The 19,817-nt window shown below is 59.0% G+C and carries 11 protein-coding genes; 3 read left to right on the forward strand and 8 right to left on the reverse strand.

Features of this window, described 5'->3' with window-relative positions:
* Positions 1 to 66: 66 nt before the first annotated feature.
* The 3 genes from ATI02_RS01400 to ATI02_RS01410 all read right to left on the reverse strand — a co-directional run bounded on the left by ATI02_RS01400 (position 67) and on the right by ATI02_RS01410 (position 8,949).
* The gene (locus ATI02_RS01400; RefSeq protein WP_100845239.1) at positions 67 to 2,721 is read right to left on the reverse strand and encodes an RHS repeat-associated core domain-containing protein; all 2,655 of its coding nucleotides are present in this window, start codon (positions 2,719 to 2,721) and stop codon (positions 67 to 69) included.
* Positions 2,718 to 7,205: a SpvB/TcaC N-terminal domain-containing protein gene (locus ATI02_RS01405; RefSeq protein WP_100845240.1), complete on the reverse strand. Its 4,488-nt coding sequence runs from the start codon at positions 7,203 to 7,205 to the stop codon at positions 2,718 to 2,720. Before ATI02_RS01405 ends, ATI02_RS01400 begins: the two co-directional genes overlap by 4 nt.
* Before the next feature lie 220 nt (positions 7,206 to 7,425).
* Complete coding sequence (locus ATI02_RS01410) at positions 7,426 to 8,949, reverse strand: fumarate hydratase (RefSeq protein ID WP_095187981.1); 1,524 nt, start codon at positions 8,947 to 8,949, stop codon at positions 7,426 to 7,428.
* Between the two features lie 413 nt (positions 8,950 to 9,362).
* On the opposite strand from ATI02_RS01410, the gene ATI02_RS01415 reads away from it, so the two are divergent.
* The 3 genes from ATI02_RS01415 to ATI02_RS01425 all read left to right on the forward strand — a co-directional run bounded on the left by ATI02_RS01415 (position 9,363) and on the right by ATI02_RS01425 (position 12,209).
* Entirely contained in the window at positions 9,363 to 10,469 is a 1,107-nt protein-coding gene (locus ATI02_RS01415; protein ID WP_095187982.1) for a GGDEF domain-containing protein, read from the forward strand.
* Positions 10,462 to 11,397 (forward strand): iron-sulfur-binding ferredoxin reductase, encoded by a 936-nt coding sequence (locus ATI02_RS01420; RefSeq protein WP_100845241.1) that lies wholly within the window; start codon positions 10,462 to 10,464, stop codon positions 11,395 to 11,397. The genes ATI02_RS01415 and ATI02_RS01420 overlap by 8 nt, the downstream gene beginning before the upstream one ends.
* Before the next feature lie 62 nt (positions 11,398 to 11,459).
* A complete protein-coding gene (locus ATI02_RS01425; RefSeq protein ID WP_100845242.1) occupies positions 11,460 to 12,209 on the forward strand; it encodes an enoyl-CoA hydratase-related protein in 750 nt (249 codons plus the stop codon).
* Between the two features lie 64 nt (positions 12,210 to 12,273).
* Here the strand turns inward: ATI02_RS01425 and ATI02_RS01430 are convergent, their stop codons facing one another.
* The 5 genes from ATI02_RS01430 to pyk form a co-directional block, all read right to left on the reverse strand.
* Positions 12,274 to 13,560: a hypothetical protein gene (locus ATI02_RS01430; RefSeq protein WP_161555384.1), complete on the reverse strand. Its 1,287-nt coding sequence runs from the start codon at positions 13,558 to 13,560 to the stop codon at positions 12,274 to 12,276.
* A gap of 207 nt (positions 13,561 to 13,767) precedes the next feature.
* Positions 13,768 to 15,057, reverse strand: a complete 1,290-nt coding sequence (locus ATI02_RS01435) for an NHL repeat-containing protein (RefSeq protein WP_100845244.1) — start codon at positions 15,055 to 15,057, stop codon at positions 13,768 to 13,770.
* Positions 15,058 to 15,264: 207 nt separating this feature from the next.
* Positions 15,265 to 16,473 (reverse strand): NHL repeat-containing protein, encoded by a 1,209-nt coding sequence (locus ATI02_RS01440; protein WP_100845245.1) that lies wholly within the window; start codon positions 16,471 to 16,473, stop codon positions 15,265 to 15,267.
* Between the two features lie 270 nt (positions 16,474 to 16,743).
* Positions 16,744 to 18,030, reverse strand: a complete 1,287-nt coding sequence (locus ATI02_RS01445) for a hypothetical protein (RefSeq protein WP_100845246.1) — start codon at positions 18,028 to 18,030, stop codon at positions 16,744 to 16,746.
* Positions 18,031 to 18,271: 241 nt separating this feature from the next.
* Complete coding sequence (gene pyk / locus ATI02_RS01450) at positions 18,272 to 19,723, reverse strand: pyruvate kinase (RefSeq protein ID WP_100845247.1); 1,452 nt, start codon at positions 19,721 to 19,723, stop codon at positions 18,272 to 18,274.
* Positions 19,724 to 19,817: the final 94 nt, after the last annotated feature.

Here is a 19,817-nt window from a genome sequence, read left to right on the forward strand (position 1 = left end):
AGGTCGGGCGGGCACGATAGCACGCGCCGCGGTGGCCCGGCGCGTTGATCAGTCCGGTCATGGATATCACGCGAATGATTCCGCGCCAGGCTTGCGAAGATTGAATTTCGTCCGGGGTTTGGGCACCGGTCTTGGTCTCGGGTCTTCGGCAATGGTGGCGGCCAGCGCTTGCAGTCGACCGGTTACGCCGTCTGCTTCGCTGGGGTTGTCCAGTGTGGTCTGGACGGTGTTCTTTACCTGCATGATTGCTCGTATCGGTTTGGTTCCGTCCTCCACTAGCGCATAGAACTCAAGCTTCTGCTCATCGGTAAAAGCGTTCAGTTGTTTATCGAGTAATTCTTTGGCTTGGGACGGAAGTGCTTTTAAGGTTTCTGCAAGGTCTGTTAAACCGTTGGCGCCGGCAGCGCCTTTATTAATCAGATCTTTTGCTACCTCCACGCCGTTTGAAACGGTATTCAAGCCATCCTTGATTTCCTGTGTACGCAGCGTGTGCGCAAGTTTCAAACCTTTCTTCAGAAAGTAATAGCGCAACAACGGGAAAGCGATCAGGCCGACGACCGCACCCACGCCAGCTCCAATGCCATTACCTATCCCCGGAACTGCTGTGCCAATGGTGCCTCCGGCCAAGAAACCTTTCACGGCGCCCTTGGCGGCCGAGCTCAAGCCATGCTTGGACATGAGGAACTTGCCGAGCGTCATGCTCTTGCGCAACTCTCCTATATCAGCATCGTCGGGGATCAGCCCATCGAATTCAGTGGCAAGATTGTGTACCTGATCTGTCAATGTTTTTGCTTTATCGATTGCGCCGACAGCTTTTTTTCCGATCCATTCGGCGCTATTCAATATTTCGGAAAAGACCTTCGAATTACCTGTCTGATCGACATGAATGATCGGATTGTTCCCTACAAACCCATACAGATTCAGCCCGTCCACATCCCCCGCCGGGTCAGGGCTGATCCAGCGTTGCAACCACGGTGCGTAGTAGCGCGCGCCATAATAGTAAAGGCCGCTGACATCCATCTCCTTGCCCGAATAGCGGATGAATTTGTAGCTGACCTCAGTCTCCGATTCGGCCCTCAGCCACGCGGTTGCGCCGAACGGGTAATAACCTTCCTGGCTGATGATTCGGGCGTTCTGATCCAGCTCCATCGTGCAAGACCCCAAGTGATCCTCGAGGCTGTAGCGCATTTGATTGTTGGGGATCTCGGCGGGTTGTCCTGTGACCCAATGCAGGCAGCGAGCGTTGCCGACGCTGATGACGTGCAGTTCTTCGCCAGTGTCTTTGCTGCGGATTTCCAGGCCCGGCAGATAATGAACCTGGTGAAAATGTTCGGCGGTGGCGGTGAAGGTTTCGTGGCGTTTGAACACCCGCGCGCCCTGGCTGTAAAGGTAGTGTTCGGCGTCGTCGCGACCGCCACCGCGAGCGATCAGCGTTACCCGCATCAACTCGTCGCGGGCGTTCCATTGCAAGTCCTGGCCCGCCTGCAAGGCCTTGAGGTTGCCGTGAAGGTCGAACAGTTTGTCGAACTCCGGCGGGGGATCGCCCGGCTTGCAGCGCACGCCGCGGTTGCTGTTTGGGTCGATGGCCATCTCGAAGGTACGGTTGGCGCCGTCTCGTACATGGACGGTTCTGATCAGGTTGTCGCCCGGGTCGTAATCATAAGTCTCGGTATAGTTGAGGCGGTTTTTCTTGTCGCTCGGCGTTGGCAGCCCCGGGAAGCCCGGGGGCGTGGCGTCGTTGTAACCGCTGGCGCTGGTCAGCCGGTACAGCGAGTCATAGCCAAAATCGCGATGGCCATCAACGCGCTGGTTTGCAAAGTAAACCGCCGCAAAGGCGTGATCCTCGATACGGATGATATTGCCGACCGGGTCGTAAAAATACTTGAAGTTTTGCAACACCTCCCCGGTGTCTTTATGGCTGGACTGCGAATGCAATCGGCCATCGGCCGAGTCGTACGTCCAGCGGCTGCATACGCCATTGCCGTCCAGTTGTTCGGTGATCTGTTCGGCGGCGTTGTATTGCGTGTCGAGCAAAACATCTATCGATTCAGGCGCACCCTTGATCAGCAACTTCAGCTGTTTGAGATGCCCGGCCAGACCGTAGTGTGACGTTTGTCGATGGCCCCCGGCGTCAGTCTGCTCCAGCACCGCGCCGAGGGGGCTGAATACGCGCTGAGTGGTGACCGGCGGACCAACGTTGAACGTGCGGGTTTCTTTCAGCGGCTGGCCGGTGAGGGCAAAGCTTTCCATTTGAAGCTCGCCCACTGCGTCCTTCTGCTTGCACAATTTGCCGCGCAGGTTTTGCCCGGCGTCGGCGTTGGCATCGGCGTAGGTAAACGTCTCGACATTGACAGCCTTTTCCTCGATTGCCACCACGCGTAATAGCGTGTCGAAGGTCGTACGCCAATGGCTGCCGCGCTCGTCCCAGCGCTCCAGCGGCTGACCCGCGAGCCCAGGCAGGTTCAGGCGCCAGCCGGCGTCGACACTGTCGGACATCAGCGCTTCACCGCCCAGGCCGTAGACCGTCGTGAGGTTGGGGGTCGCCAGGCGGGGATCCCATTGCTTCACCAAGTGACCGGCAGCGTCATGGTGTTGACGGGTGATCAGCGCGGTGGCCGGAACTTCGGCGTGCGTGCGCAGATAGGCGATTTGGCGCACAGGCAAGTCACGGCTGTCGTGCACGCGGATCGACGGCGTGCGCCAATCAAGTGCGGCACTCATGACCGAGATACCTTCGAAGCGGTCGGCTCGGCCGTATCGTTGAAATCTTCACTGGTGTGATACCAGGGATGGTATGCCTCGCGAGAAAAGTCACCCTTGGCGTTGATCAGTTTTATTGGCCGGCCGAGCGGGTCATAGAACAGTTGATCAAAGTAGCCGAGTTTACGCAGCGACTCATCATTGACGTAGCCATGGGTATTGGCCAAAAACGGCCGGAACTGGCGGACCGGCAAACCTTTATTGTTGTATTCGATGCGCTCGCTGATCCGCCAGCGCGGATTGGCGTGCACCTCGACATAGTGGCCGTCCTCGATGACCAGTGCGCCATCGACGACCTTGTACGCCATGCCCGGATCAACCAGCTGCTGGGTTTGCAGCGGGCGGCCGAAGCCGTCGACGCAGGCTTTGACGATTTGAATCTGCGCCGCGGTAACATCGCCAGGATAGCGGTCGGCACTGAGGGCCACGCTGTGCACCGGCTCGCGGTGGGCTGACTTGATGGCTTCGTGCAAAGCCTGTTCCGCCGCCGTCAACGTACTGAGTCGTGCAAGACGCAGTCGGGCACTGGCACGGATGTGGCCGCTGGGCAGCAGATAACCGGCGTCCACCCATTGTGCTGTCGCGGCAATGAGCCCCATCCAGCTGAACACATCCTTGCGCAGGGTACTGGCGGCTTGTTGCACGGCAGCCGCCGGATCGGCGATGGCGGCATCCGGACGAAGATCCTCCGGACGCCGATATTCGCTCAGCGGTTTGAAGCCGGCAGGGATGTTGTTCTCGGTACCGTGAAAACTGGTCGCCAGCGGCTGGCCCGACGGCTCGTAAATCGCCTCTTCGATGTTGTCGTTGGGGTCGGTGATGCGCAGCGGTTGCAGGGCGTGATAATCGTAGGCGATCTGCGTGGTGCAGCCATCGGGTAACTCGACGCGGGTGATGGCGAGTTGGTAGGCGTCGTATTTGGCGATGGTGACGCCGTGGCTGGTGGTTTCCTGGTAGCCGAGCACCTTGAAGAAACCCTCAAGCCTGGCGTACTTGGCGTAGCCAAATCGCGACGAGTACAGTTCTGGCTCAGCATCAGGCGGGGCGGCGGGTTCAAACAGAAAGGGCATCGCGATAAAACCGATTTTCACCAGTTCGGCACGGATGTCGAAGGGCGGCGGCGCGACGCTGTAGGCCTGCAGCGCGGTCTTGTCCAGTTGCGCCATTTCCAGCCACGCTACCAGCGCTTCGAACCCGGCCACCCCCTCAGCCAGCGGTGTGCCGTCGGTATCGAGGTAACGCTGTATGGACTGGCTCGTCAGTACTCGCACGGCGTTCCAGTGCGGCGAATTCTGATGCGCCGTCAACTCCTCGTAGCAAACCTGCTGCGCCCCAAGTCCCGTCGGCAGCGTGCCCTTGGGCAGAACTAGCGCATTGCCACGCTGTTGGTAGGGCAAACCCAGGCGCCAGTGCTGAGGGTCCTTGTCCAGGTCGATGAACTTCGCCCGGGTTTCACTCAGATAAAACGATTGCTGCGCCGGGTCATGGGCATCGAGCCACCACTGTCGTTCGTCCGGGTCGCTGAAGGGCGGGGTGTCCTTGTCGGTCAACCGGCGAGCATAGCTCACCGTCAGGGCATGCGTGGTCAGGCCGTACAGGTTAAAGCGCAGGTTGACGTCATGCCGGCACAGCGGATCGTCCGTGAAACGGTCGTACTGATAACTGATCTTTTCCAGCACAAGCGGCAGCAAAACGGCTGCCGCGTACTGCCCCTGCGGACGGACTTCACGCACCAGATAACGCAGCTCCTCCACGGCATACGGTGTGGGAGTGCCCGGCTTGTCCATGTCTGCTTCGGCGTAAGTTTCGATGCGGATCACCGAACCGACCAGCGCCCGCGCTATCTGGTATTCGCTTTCGGTGTCATGTGGCTCAATCAGCTCATCGAACTCGTCCTCGGGGTGATAACGGCTGAACAGCGTGGCCCTCAAGGGGGACGCGTGGGCGTCGGCATTGAAATAATCCTCACGCGGTCGGTCCAGGGATCGCCCGGTATGAAACCAGGTACAGGCCCGTACCGGCGCGCTGAAGCCGACGTCTTCAGTGCCGGAGGCGCTCTCGCTGTCGGTTTGTTGCAAGTACCCGAAGCCGCGGAATTCGCGCTCCTTGCCGTCGTACACACCTTCGCGCCAGGTGAACAGCTGAGTCAGGCAATTACCGGTGATCTCATCCAGTTGCTGTTGTTTTTTGACCACGGCCACCGGGAATGGCAAGCGGCAGACCGGCAGACGTTTGAGCTTGAGTATCCGCTGTTTTTCATCCAGCCATTCCTGCGCCGAACTGCGGTAGACCACACTCGTGCTGCAACCCATGTTGTTGTTACTGGCGGTCAGCAGATAGGGCTTGGCCGTGACGAAATCGTAACGCCAGTGTTGCGGCTGCATATGCGTGACCGTCAGGATCAGGCTGGCGCAGCCCAGCCCCTGCAGGTCGGCGAAGCTGACCTGACACAAGCGGTCGTAACGTACGCCATCGGGCCATTTCACAAACCGCGGGATCTGTTCAAAACCGTTGCCGCCGCGGTTCATATAGATCTCAAAACCATCGAACCGCAGATAGATCAGCGCGGGTGCGCCAGACCCGTCGAGGTCAGCGATGCGCACCCGTGACGAATCGAATTCATCATAGGAAAACGGCAGGTCGCCGAGCTTGAAACCTTTGCCGAACCGACCGTGGCCCAGGTTTGCCCAGCAGCGGATTTCGTTGTGGCGAATACGGCACAACTCGGGCATGTCGCTGCCGAGCAGATTGCTGAGCATTACCAGTTCAGTACGGGAGTTACTGAACACGGGCAAGCGGTCATCTTCAGGCTGGTGGGGCACTTCTTCGGCAGCGGCGAAGCCTTCTTCGCGGCGGTTGGCGTACAGGCGCACCGAGTTCGGGCCGATCATTGCCAGCGAATTCAGGCCGTCACCGCTCAAATCGCCGAGGGTCGAGAGTGTTTTGAAAAACTCCAGTGGAAAGTTTTTAAACGCGACGAATGCAGCAAAATCATGCTGCTCCGTCAGCGCGTAGTATCCGCTGTGGCCGGGCTGGGCAATGATGAAGTCCAGTCGTCCGTTACCGGTCAGGTCGGTGAGCAGTTGCTGCACCGAGCTGTTGTGATCGGCTACGGGAATTCTGTCCAGTAACGTCAAGGGCCCGTACTCAATCGCATCACCTCCTTCGCGTGCACGCAAGGGTTCGCGGTAATACCAGGCTTGCTCATATCGGCAAAGAAACCCCGGCAGCCCTTCACCGCGCAGGTCGACACACTGGTAAACCTCGCCGTCCTCGATACCGGGCTGGTTTTGCGATTGGAACAAACGGGACGGGGTCTTATTGATCTCGAAGTCCGAATGGTCAAACTCCACCGGCGGCGTGTTTTCGACAACGCCTGAGGCATCAAACGCTTGATAGTGGGCGGCGCTAAGCTGGCTGTAGGTCCACTCCCCGGAATTTGGCGGTCGATACTCCAGCAGCAGGCGACGCACCAGTTTCGGTGTGGCACCCAGCTGCGGCTCCTCGGGGAAATAATGAAACATCAGCGCCTGCTGGCACAGCCTGCGCGTGCGGATTTCAAAACCCTGGCCGTAGGTCGAGAACGGGTCGGCACGGGTGAGCCACGGTTTCAGTGTGGGGCCGTCGTACACCGGCACCTCGCTCAGCGAGGTGCTGCGCTCGCCGTAGTCGAACAACAGGTGAAAGTGCCAATCCAGAGTGCCTGGGTCTGCTACCTTCCAGGCATACAGATCCTTGCTGGCCGTGAAGTTGCCATACAGCACTTTGTGCGGATAACGCTGGGCGCGGCAGTCATGGATCGGGTCGGGGTCCTGATCGTCGGCCTTGTACAGGTAACAGATGTGTTCGCCGTGGGCGTTCATGCTTTCGCAGAGCAGCCAGGCGTTGATGCGGCTGGGGTCATCCGGGTCTGCAAGGCGCGATGCCTCGGTTTTGCCGTAGACGTGCAGCGAACCGTCCGCGCCATGTATCAGCCAGAATCCTGCGCTGGCACCTTCGGGTTGCCAATACTCTCGCAAGGCAAAATCGCTTTCGACCCGTGGCCAGTAACGCACCACGCTGTGCGTGCCGATGTCGACGCAGTCGTAGCCGGTTTCGGTGCGCGACTTGGGCGTGCCGTCGGCCTCAAGCTCAGACATCAAGACTTGGCCATCGTGGCCGAGCATCTCATCGAAAGGGGTGTAACGCGGCACGCCCTTGCTGGTGCGGCGGCTGATCTGACTGAGGCTGACAGCGAAGCCCAGGCCACAGACCCCGTTGCCACTCTGGCTGCTGTAGGTCAGGGACAACTGCGGATCAAAACCGCGTCCGGCGGACAGCGGAAGCGGCAACTCGAACGACGCCATGCCGGTCGGGCCGACGCTGTCCCAGCTTTTGCCGATGGTGGCGATCGATGAGCTTTTGGCGATGCTCGGGGGGGTAATGCTCAGGTCCTGATCAGCCATGTTCTCGTCCTTGCGCACGCGGTGGGCGTGGGTAGGCTGACGCTAGCAAGAAAGGAGCAGGGCGTAACCTGTCAAACCTGACAGGTGCGAACGATCGATTTATGTGCTTTGTCGCGGCTTTTTATCGCCGCCCCGAGCACGGTGAGTCGAAAACGGGGCACAAAAAAGGCCGGCCCGTCGTGTGTGACGGGCCGGCCTTCTTTATTTACGGTTGAAGCGCTTACTGCACTTCCACCGCCAGGCTTTCGGCAATCTTCTGCTGCCAGATCGCAGGGCCGGTGATGTGGACCGACTCACCGTTGCTGTCCACCGCGACGGTGACCGGCATGTCCTTGACCTCGAACTCGTAGATCGCTTCCATGCCCAGCTCGGCGAACGCCAGCACCTTGGACTTCTTGATCGCTTGCGCCACCAGATAAGCGGCGCCGCCGACAGCCATCAGGTACACGGCTTTGTTGTCCTTGATCGCTTCGATTGCGGTCGGGCCGCGCTCGGACTTGCCGATCATGCCCAACAGGCCGGTCTGCTCAAGGATCTGACGGGTGAACTTGTCCATCCGCGTCGCGGTGGTCGGACCGGCAGGGCCCACCACTTCGTCGCCAACCGGATCAACCGGGCCGACGTAGTAAATGAAGCGACCTTTCAGATCGACCGGCAGGGTTTCGCCTTTGTTGAGCATCTCGACCATGCGTTTGTGCGCAGCGTCGCGACCGGTGAGCATCTTGCCATTGAGCAGCACGGTTTCGCCCGGCTTCCAGCTCTGCACGTCTTCCGGGGTCAGGGTGTCGAGGTTGACGCGACGGGCCGACGGGCCGGCTTCCCAGACGATTTCCGGGTAGGCGTCCAGCGGTGGCGCTTCCAGCGAGGCCGGGCCGGAACCGTCGAGCACGAAGTGCGCGTGACGGGTGGCGGCGCAGTTCGGGATCATGCACACCGGCAGCGAAGCCGCGTGGGTCGGGTAATCCATGATCTTCACGTCGAGCACGGTGGTCAGGCCACCGAGGCCCTGGGCACCGATGCCCAACTGGTTGACCTTCTCGAACAACTCCAGGCGCATTTCTTCGATGCGGTTCTGCGGGCCACGGGCTTTCAGCTCGTGGATGTCGATGGATTCCATCAACACTTCCTTGGCCATGACCGCGGCTTTCTCGGCGGTGCCGCCGATGCCGATGCCCAGCATGCCCGGTGGGCACCAGCCGGCGCCCATGGTCGGAACGGTCTTCAGTACCCAGTCGACGATCGAGTCGGACGGGTTGAGCATGGCCATTTTCGACTTGTTCTCGGAACCGCCACCCTTGGCCGCCACGTCCACTTCCACAGTGTTGCCCGGGACGATGGAGTAGTGGATGACCGCCGGAGTGTTGTCCTTGGTGTTTTTACGAGCGCCCGCCGGGTCGGCGAGGATCGAGGCACGCAGGACGTTTTCCGGCAGGTTGTAGGCGCGACGCACGCCTTCGTTGATCATGTCGTCCAGGCCCATGGTGGCGCCATCCCAACGTACGTCCATACCCACACGCACGAACACGGTGACGATGCCGGTGTCCTGGCAGATCGGGCGGTGGCCGGTGGCGCACATGCGCGAGTTGATCAGGATCTGCGCGATCGAATCACGGGCCGCTGGCGATTCTTCGCGCAGGTAGGCTTCGTGCATCGCCTGGATGAAATCCACCGGGTGGTAATAGGAAATGAACTGCAGGGCGTCGGCAACGCTCTGAATCAGGTCGTCTTGCTTGATCACGGTCATGAGTCGCGCTCCTCTAAAAGACGGGAACATTCAATAAGGTGCTTGCAGCTTGGGTGCATCGGTCGGTTGCAAGCACCTTTCAAGGCACGCCGGGGTTGCTGGCGCGACGCTAAAAAGGCGCGGCAGTATACCGCGCATCCAAGGGGCATACACGCGCCGGCAGTCATTCGTTGGTCGCATGTCTTTCGCATAATCCTGCAGGAGCTGCCGCAGGCTGGTTTTAACAACAAGATCAAAAGTTCGTCCGATCGCGGCCCGAACCTGCGGCAGCTCCTACCGGGAACATGTGGGTTTTTGACGTCAATTTTCGAGCCCGAAAATCGGTGGTCATTTATCGACTACGCCTCTAAAGTGGCAGCCGGTCTGTAGAGTAGGACACTCGGTCAGCCTCTTATCGCACGGTGAGTCAACGATTGACCCATAACGCCATTCAACGTCTTTTGCTTAAACGCTTTGCCCTCGCTGCGGCCACCTATGGATTGGCTTTGCTGCTGCTGTGGCTGGCGTTTTTTACCGGGCATTACGACCAGACCTTGAACGCTGTGGCCATCGGCAGCGCGCTGGTGGTGATCTGTCAGGCGACCCTGTTCGGCCTGTTCTGGTCCGGGCGCAACCAGCGTTTTGCCGACCCCAGCCTGACCGAAGTGCAAGTGTTGCTCGGGCTCGGCTGGCAAACCTGGCTGATCGCGCACCTGGACGAGGCGCGCGGCGAGTTTCTGGTGTTTTACGTATTGATTCTGCTGTTCGGCCTGTTCCACCTGAGCCGACGGGCGTTCATCCGCTGTGCGCTGCTGGTGTTCTTCAGTTTTTGCGCGATCACCCTGTGGGACGGTTACCACTTGCGCTTGGCCGATCCTGCGCTTGCGGCCTTGCAGGTGTGCATTCTGGCGATGGTGCTGGCGTGGCTGGTGATTTACGCACGCTTCGTCCAGGTTTCCCGGCAACGCATGCGCCAGCGCCGGTTCGCCTTGCAGGCGCATCAGGACACCTTGCGCGGGATGATGCGCCAGCTCGAAGACCTGGTCGCCACCGACGAACTGACCGGGCTGTTCAACCGCCGGCATTTCCTGCGTCTGGCCTCACGGGAACTGGAGGCGATGGATGTGGGCGTGGTGCACGGTCTGGCGCTGATCGATCTCGATCACTTCAAACGCATCAATGACTTGCACGGTCACGCGGCCGGCGATCAGGTATTGCAGGCCTTCGCCGGGGTTGCTCAGGCCTGCCTGCGCGACGGCGACGTGTTGGCGCGCTATGGTGGTGAGGAATTTGTCGTGCTGCTGCCCGATTGCGACGCCGAGCGCCTGACCGCCTGCTGCGAACGGCTGCGCATCGCCTTTACCGACGTTGAACTGGTGGGTTTGAATGTGCGTAATCTCAGTCTGTCGGTCGGCATGACCCTGCTGGAACTGGCCGACGATCTGGACGAGGCCCTGCAACGCGCCGATCAGGCGCTCTATCGGGCCAAGCGTGACGGGCGCAATCGCTGTGCGGCGGCATGGGAGAACGTCGATGCCTGAACTTCGCGTCGGTGAACGGCAATGGTCGGTGGCGGCGGGTAGCAATCTGCTCGATGCGCTGAATCAGAACGGTGTCGCAGTGCCCTATAGCTGCCGCGCCGGCAGTTGCCATGCCTGTCTGGTGCAGTGCGTGCAAGGTTTGCCTGCGGACAATCGCCCGGACGCCTTGAGCGCCGAGCAGCGTCAGCAGGGCTGGCGGCTGGCGTGCCAGTGTCAGGTGACCGAAGATTTGCAGGTGCACACCTTTGATCCGTTCGAGGATGGTCGCCCGGCGGTGGTCGAGGCACTGGACTGGCTCAGCGCCAATGTCCTGCGCCTGCGCCTGACCCCGCAACGGCCCCTGCGCTACAGCGCCGGCCAGCATCTGGTGTTGTGGATCAAGCACATCGCGCGGCCGTATTCGCTGGCCAGCCTGCCGGAAGAAGACCGATTTCTTGAATTCCACCTCGATTGCCGTCAGCCCGGCGAATTCAGCGATGCTGCCCGGCGCTTGCAGATTGGCGATCCGATCCGCCTCGGCGAACTGCGCGGTGGTGCCTTGCACTACGATGCTGACTGGCACACCCGACCGCTCTGGCTGCTGGCCGCCGGCACCGGTTTAGGCCCGCTGTTCGGTGTGTTGCGCGAAGCCTTGCGCCAGGATCACCAGGGCGCCATTCGCGTCATTCACCAAGCCCATGACGCCAGCGAACACTATCTGGCCAAACCCCTTGCCGCACTGGCCGCCCAGCGTGAAAACCTCAGTGTCGAGCTGTGGACGGCGGCCGAGTCAGCCGCCGCTTTGGCGCAACTGCGCCTTGTTTCAAGGCAAACCCTGGCCTTAGTCTGCGGCTCACCCGCCAGTGTCGACGCCTTCGCCCGACGCCTGTATCTGGCTGGATTGCCGCGCAATCAACTGCTGGCGGATGTGTTTCTGTCCCGTGGTTAAGCGCTGAATTCATGGGTACGAGGTGAGGGGAACTTTCCCGGCCCGCACTGTCGAGAGTTGTCATGACCGAAGCCATCCTGCTGGAACGCGAACGCGGTTTACTGATCCTGCGCCTTAACCGCCCGGACAAGAAAAACGCCCTGACCCGCGCCATGTACAGCTGCCTCGCCGAGGCGTTGAAACAGGCCGACAGCGACCCCGAAATCAACGCCGTCCTGATCACCGGCAGCAGCGAATGCTTTACCGCCGGCAACGACATCGCCGACTTCATCCAGCAACCGCCGAGCGACCTCGACAGCCCGGTGTTCCACTTCATGCTCAATCTGCTTGAGTGCCGCAAACCGGTGATCGCTGCCGTGGCCGGTGCGGCGGTGGGCATCGGCACCACGTTGTTACTGCATTGCGATCTGGTCTACGTGGCGCGTGATGCGCGGTTGCGCATGCCGTTCGTCAACCTTGGATTGTGTCCGGAGTTCGGCTCCAGCCTGATCCTGCCGCGCTTGCTCGGCCAGGCCAAAGCCGCAGAACTGTTGCTGCTCGGTGAAGGCTTCAGCGGCGAACAAGCCGCTGACTGGGGTATCGCGACCGAGGCGCTGGGCAGCGGCGAAGCGGCATTGGCCAAGGCGCGGGAGATGGCGCTGCGTTTCGAGCAATTGCCGCCGGAAGCGGTGCGCATCAGCAAACAACTGATGAAAGCGCCGGACCGCGAACAGATTCGCAAAGTGATCGAAGAGGAGGGCGTGTTGTTCACCCAAAGGCTGCGCTCGCCGGAAGCCCGGGTGGCGTTGACCGGGTTTATCAAACGGCATTGAGCCTTCGGGTGGCCGGGCTGTCCTCACCGCGAGTCGCATTGTGCTGCGGGAGGACGGCAGACTTCTAGTTGGCGAAATAACGAAGCACAGAGCCTGCTACATCTCCTGATGGGGTGGAATAGCCGAAGGCGACTATCTTGCCATCGCCCTGCAACATCACTCCGCGGGAGTTGAAGGAACCAGAGCCTACCGGCGTGGCCACCCACCCGGCGCCATTGGCGAACGTGGGATCGCTGTCACCGTTACTCTGAAAGCGAGCTACGACCAACACTGATGCTGATGCTGATGCTGATGCTGGTTTCATACTACCCACCACGACGATTTTGCCGTCGGACTGCTGCCTGGCGCCTGACCACTGGGTATCGTTGTTACCCAGCCGGGTCAGTAAAGGTTTTGCCTGGTTGAACTGAATATTGAACTTGCCGTCTCGTTCCAGACTTATCAACAGACCCGAATATGAGCGATCAGCGACCCGACCGCAGCCCAGCATTCGCTTGTTCCCTTGCAGGGTCAGGTCTACCAGTCGTGAATATTGGCCCGTCCCGTTATTGATGACGAATCCCCTGTCGCCGAATGCAGGATCAGGATAGCCCTCACGTGTATAACGAACGAACAGCGCTGCCGATGAAGTGCCCGTCGTCAGCAATCCGCAAGCCACAGCGTTGCCATCCTCATCCATCAGCCCACTGAGCAAGTTGACCGCAGCGGATTGATGATCAGGGTGTTCCACTTTCACATGGCCCCGATGATTGAAAGACAGATCGAGGGTTCCATCGCTCTTGAGCATGAACAAGTAAGCACCGCCCGCGTTACCTCGTTCTTGATAGGTATGAGCAACCACGATCCGGCCGTCTGCCTGAGCGGTGGCGATACTCTGTCCGCCGTGCTGTTGACTGGGTGCACTGGCAGCGACGGTATCATTCGTCGCAGCTGGATTGCCGATGATGAGCTGCCCTTGCTCGCCATAAGTCGTGTCCGGTGAACCGTCGGGATGCAAACGAGCAAGGGCAAGGGAGCTGAGTGTTTCTGCGATTAACAGAATTTTTCCCTGAGACAGGAAGGCAATGGACAATCCCTTTGATTCAGACAGGTTGCCAAACTTGCCCGACGTGATGCCCCGGGTTCCAAAATCGGGGTCCAGGTTTCCATCGGGCGTTAAGCAGCCGATGAACCAGGATCGGTCAGATACGCCGTTACGCGCCTGACCGGTGAAATAGATGGCCTGGCTTGCAGGGTCGATTCGTCCACCAAGAATCAGCGTTTCCGAATAGCCCTCCAGTTTGAGCGTAAAAATACCCGCCTCGGCAAATCCTGTATCCAGCGATCCTGCATTGTTGACGAGACTATTCATGCCTGCACCTTTGGAAACCATTTGTCTGGTCCCCGATTGGATACCGATACGCTTGGGATATCTACTGTCAGACCTGACAGTTGACACACAGCCAGTGAAAGGTTTTACGGTCGCTCGACCCGACAAGACCTTTAGTGGACCAGACAGTAAAAAGCCCTGCCTCTCACAAGGCAGGGCTTTTGTTGTTTTGCGACGGCTTATGCAAGCTCAGGTGTTATAGCGCAACAGCGCGCTTTTACTCTGGGACAAACGGGCGCAGACAAGAATCTTGCCGTCATCCTGCAAGGTGTTGCCGACAGCGTACTCCGTGCCACTTTCCACGTGGGTGCGGGTCCAGCCCTGGCCATTATTGAAGTCGTGATCGAGGTTGGCGTTGATAAATCGCGCGACAACGATGTCGGTCTGACCATTTAGTGGACCCACGGCGCCAGTCAGGATGATCTTCCCGTCTTTTTGAATGGCTACCCCCCGCCAGACGGTGATCGCATTCGGCTCCAGTCGGGTGTAAAGCGGTTTGCCGCCGTTGAAGTCTTTGTTTTCGCTGCCATCACTTTCAAGGCTGATCATCACGCCGGCGTCGTTGCCGGTAAAACCCACGCCGAGAATTTTTTGGTTGGGCAGGTTAACAATACTGTCAATCAGATTTGCGTTCGTGTCGTCGGTTACAGTTGCGAATCCATCAACACCAAACGAGGGGTCCCGGTCTCCGTTAGTGTTATAGCGCGCGAACATGGCCGGACTCGGTACAGACATTTCCGTAATCAAATTACCGCAGCACAGGTACTTGCCGTCCTCCTGAACCAGGAGGTTTCGCAGTACCGTGCCGGTGAACCGGTCATCAGGATGAAAGACCATGAAGTAGCCAATCTGATTGAGGCTCAGATCGAGCGTTCCGTCCTCATTCAGCCTAATAATCAGGCCTTGTAGTGTTCCCCAGTTAAAAAAATAATTGATGTGCGCCAGGATCTTTCCGTCCGACAACACTTGCATGCCTGATCGGGCGCTGGCGCTGGCACTGCTCGCCTGCGTCGTGGCCGTGGGGGATGTTGCTGCAGGTGGCGAGAGGACAATATCGAATACGGCGTTGCCCTGACCAGCGAATGTCCGATCGGGCAAGCCCTTGGTATCGAAGCGCGAAAAGGCGGCTGCGTCCTGTGCTGCAGAACCGGCAACCGTGCAAAACACCAGTATTTTGCCGGCCGGCCCGAACGTGATTGCGTTGACCCGTAACAGCGAGAAGTCGCCATACGCTCCTTTTGCGAAACCGTCATTGCCAAAACGGGTATCGAGTGTGCCGTCTAAATGGAAACGACCGAGGATGAGCGTCGGGCGCTCTTGGCGATCGCTGGTACCCGCGCAGTAGATCTGCTGATCCGGGCCGATGGCGACGCAGTCGATGCGGAAATTCGGATAGCCGGGGACACTGATGCGTTTGACACCCTCGATACCGAATGTCGGGTCGAGCTGTCCCGCCCCCGTCTTGTTTTGAATTGTCATCGTTCACGCTCCAGCACTAAAGGAAAAACCAGCCTCGATTAGAGTGCGCGGGGAGGGCGCGGTCTACTGTCAACTCTGACAGTAGACATCTGCAGAAAATGTACGCCAAGGGTCGCCGTCGCCAGCATCAGCAAGCAAGCAGCCCTGCCACGCCCATGGCGGCGGGGCTGCTGTTTTTCAAACAACGAGAGCGTTGATCAAGTCCATTCAACCGTGATATCGCGTGACGGACGGCTGATTTGTTTTTCTCCCGACAACGACGATTCGAGAGGTTGTCTGGACGCCCACATCGCTTAGTTGGTGAGGGGTATGTTCAGCATTCGGATTGCTAAGGCCGGTGGTAGAAAAGCTTGTGTCAATCTGGCCATCTCGGGTAATGCGACCTACGACAGTCAAGCGCGTGTCGACCTCTCCCGCCATGACAATCGAGCCCTCTGGATCAATCACTGCCGAGCTCCATCGCAACTTTCTAAAGGCTATTTTACTAATGACATCCTTGCCGTCATTGAAGCTGATGTCATCGGTGCCATCCCTGAGTTTTCGTGTCACCCAGCCGCTGTCACCCTTTGCAATCGCCCCGACGGCGATGAGGCGGTCATCCGTCTGGAGCAGCAGTCTGGTGACTCGGACAGGGCCTTCGCTTGATGAAAATGCTGTGATGCCGCCCTCTTTGCCAAAGGTCGGGTCAGGCTGACCGGTTGACGTATATCCGGCGATAAAACCCTGATCGGCCGTCGATCCTGCCAAAACGATTCGACCGCTGACTTGTGCTGCCACCCCGACGGTCGAAGTGTCCTGCCCCTTATACCGGAAGAAGATATAGCCTCGCCCGTCGAGAGCGGTATCCAGCTTGCCGTCAAGCGTCAGTTGCAGCACCAGGCCCCAGTGCTGACAGGGTCCGGGTGCGCTGTTATTGAAGGAGACGAGGATCTTTACCGCGTCAGTAATCGTTGCCGAGGTGGAAAGTGAGGTCGTTGCCTGGGGGGGAGAGGGTGGAGGCACATCGAACTTGAATTTCCCGAAGACCAGATTCGCGGAGCCATTGCCATTGAAAAGCGCAACCGCTGGATAGTGGGGAGCCAGACTGCTGTCACGGACATGCCCGGTTACTAAAATCTGGTCGTCGTTGACGATGGTCAGTGTGGAGGGTGTTGAAAAGCTCCCGGGGGCACCGAATCTGTCTTCCGAGTAGCCGGTGCCGTCAGGTCCGAAGGTGGTATCGAGCAGCCCCTCCTTATCGAGCCGGAATAACTTGAAGCTGTTGGTGCCGTTGATAACGCCAACGATCTTGCCTTGATCAGGGCCCACGCGGGTCAATACCGCAATGGCTTTGACTTCGGTTCCTTCCAGTATTCGAGTCCCGAACTCCCCAAAGCTGAAATCCAGGGTACTGGGTGCATGTGTTGACTCAATCATGACGCCTCCAAGAGGATTCCCTTGCGCAGCGCAGGGGGTAGGCGTGATTTAGCTCATTTTAAGACAGCAGGTAACTGTCATGGTTGACAGCTGGCTCATGGCTATCGTCTGGTCGCCACTGTTGAGTCGAACGAAACAAGGCATTGATGTATGGGGAGCACGCTGCTTGTCGGACAAGTGGGCCCTCCACCGATGTGGAGATGAAAAAAAGCCCCGCCCTTCACAGGGCGGGGTGACGCAGAGCAGGCAAACTTTGTGTCGGGTTCAACTCTACCCATGGAAACGAAAGATCACGCCCTGAGTCAACGACTTCAACTGAAAGCCCCCAACGAGGATTTTTCCATCATCCTGCAGAGTGAGGGCGCCCAAAAGGCTAATGGCCTCGGTTGCATGGCTGGCCCAACCTTTACCGTTGAAAGAGAGATCATATTTCGCGTCGCTCAGCAGTCTGGCCACGATGACGTCTTCTTTATTTGCGCCTGGGTCGCGGGTGCTGCCGAGCAGAACGATTTTGCCGTCGGGCTGCATGACGGCGCGATCCCATGAGGTGTACTGGAAATCCAGTTGGGTCAGCAAAGGTTGCCCATGGTGGAACTGAATATTGGATTTGCCATCCGGTTCAAGGCTGATCAAAAGGCCTTGCTCTCTCGCGGCTGCCCACCCGATCGCCAGCAGCCGATTGTTTGGTTGGCGAATAATCGCTCTGATGGTCGTGTACTGCGTTGACGGCGATGAGTAAACGAGAAATCCGCCGTTGGCAAAAGCGGGATCAGGCCGACCGTCCGGGGTGTAGTACGCGAAGAAGGGCATTGAGCGCCCGGAACGGAGCAAAAGATTGCCACCGACCATGATCCTGCCCATTTCGTCGATGTAACCGCTGCTGATTGTTATGGCATTGGGGTCGTGTTCCGGATGAACCACCTGGAGGTAACCCTTTCCATTGAAGGTAGTGTCCAGAGTGCCATCAATGTTCAGCAAATAGGCGTAGGGTATGGGGGTCGAGTCAACGGCCGTGAAGGTTCTTACGATCAGGATCTGACCGTCTGCCGATGCGCTGACGCTGTATGAAGCGTCTTGGTTCTGACGTTTCGATTGTTCGGGGGCCTGAGTCTGCACGTCTTGGGGGCCTGGCAAAGTCACCTGGCCGTCGGATCCGAATTTGCGGTCCAGTGTGCCGTCGCTGAAGAACCGCGCCAGTATGGGGGTTGTACCTGACTCTCCTATCAGGAGAAGTTTGCCATCGGCCAGCAGGATGATGGAAAGACCAGTGGAGAACGGGTGGCTGCCAAATGAACCGGTGGCAATGCCATCTACGGCAAAGGTTTCATCCAGCCGCCCTTCTGTTAACAAACGGCCTAATATGTAGCTCGTGGGGAAGTCATTCTTGGCATCGCCGGTAAAATAAATGCGCTCCAGTGTTGAAGGGGGTTGCGCTGTAACGCCGAAAAGCAGGGTTCGCGATCCGACGTCAGGAATGTTCAGGTGAAAAACGCCTTTATCGCCAAAGCTGTCATCAAGCGTACCGGCGAGTCGGGCTGACGGGCTGAGGGTGTCCATATAACGCTCCTTGAATGGATTGTTTGCGGCTCAAGTAGCTGCCCATCCTCCTGACGCGTCTACTGGCAGGTCTGACAGTTGATATTCGTTTTTGTTTGTGCTTTCAAAGTGAGATGATCAATCTCAGCAGATAAAGAAAAGCCCCGCCATTCACATGGCGGGGCTTTTCTTTTTTCAGCAGCCGGTCACTCGACCCACACAAACCCTGTGGGAGCGGGCTTGCCCGCGAAGAGGCCGGAACTCAGACCTGCGGGTCGCCCACGTGCAGGATCTTCATGCCGTTGGTGCCGCCGGTGGTGTGGTAGCTGTCGCCCTTGGTCAGGATGACCCAGTCGCCTTTTTCCACAACGCCGCGTTTGACCAGCTCGTCGATCGCCTTCTGGCTGACTTCGTGCGGTTCCAGCGAAGCCGGGTCGAACGGAATGGTGTACACGCCACGGAACATCGCTGCGCGCGCCTGGGTCTCGCGGTGTGGCGAGTAGGCGTAGATCGGCACCGAAGAACGGATGCGCGACATGATCAGCGGGGTGTAGCCACTTTCGGTCAGGGCGATGATCGCCTTGACGCCCGGGAAGTGGTTGGCGGTGTACATGGTCGCCAGCGCGATGCTTTCGTCGCAGCGGGTGAACTCCTTGCCGATACGGTGGCTGGAGGTCTTGCCGGTCGGGTGCTTTTCAGCGCCGACGCAGATGCGCGCCATCGCTTGCACGGCTTCCAGCGGATACAGGCCAGCGGCGGATTCGGCCGAGAGCATCACGGCGTCGGTGTAGTCGAGCACGGCGTTGGCCACGTCGGACACTTCGGCACGGGTCGGCATCGGGTTCTGGATCATCGACTCCATCATCTGGGTCGCAACGATCACAGCCTTGTTGTGGCGGCGTGCGTGCAGAATGATTTTCTTCTGAATGCCCACCAGCTCGGCGTCGCCGATTTCCACACCGAGGTCACCACGGGCAACCATCACCGCATCGGAGGCCTTGATCAGGCCGTCGAGGGTTTCGTCGTCGGCCACGGCTTCGGCGCGTTCGATCTTCGCCACCAGCCAGGCGGTGCCGCCGGCTTCGTCGCGCAGTTGACGGGCGTATTCCATGTCGGCAGCGTCACGCGGGAAGGACACCGCGAGGTAGTCGACTTCCATTTCCGCGGCGAGCTTGATGTCGGCCTTGTCTTTTTCAGTCAGGGCCGGTGCGGTCAGGCCGCCACCGCGACGGTTGATGCCTTTGTGGTCGGACAGCGGGCCGCCGATGGTCACAGTGCAATGCAGTTCAGTGGCAGTGGCGGTATCAACGCGCATCACCACGCGGCCGTCGTCGAGCAGAAGCTCGTCGCCCACGCCGCAGTCCTTGACCAGATCCGGGTAGTCGATGCCGACCACTTGCTGGTTGCCTTCGGTCAATGGATGGCTGGTGGAGAAAGTGAACTGGTCACCGATCTTCAGCTCGATCTTTTTGTTGGCGAATTTGGCGATACGAATTTTCGGGCCTTGCAGGTCACCGAGCAGGGCGACGAAGCGGCCGTGCTTGGCAGCAAGGTCACGCACCAGCTTCGCGCGAGCCTTGTGCTCGTCGGGGGTGCCGTGGGAGAAGTTCAGACGGGCGACGTCCAGACCAGCCAGAATCAGCTGTTCGAGAACTTCCGGCGAGTTACTGGCCGGGCCAAGGGTAGCGACGATTTTGGTACGACGGACGGACATGCAAAGACTCCTGAGTTCAAGCGCAGGCAGAGGCTACTATGCTCTTGGGGTGTAGTCATTGTTCGAATGCACTACTTATCGTTTTCTTTATTGA

The organism is Pseudomonas baetica, assembly GCF_002813455.1.
Classification (GTDB): domain Bacteria; phylum Pseudomonadota; class Gammaproteobacteria; order Pseudomonadales; family Pseudomonadaceae; genus Aquipseudomonas; species Aquipseudomonas baetica.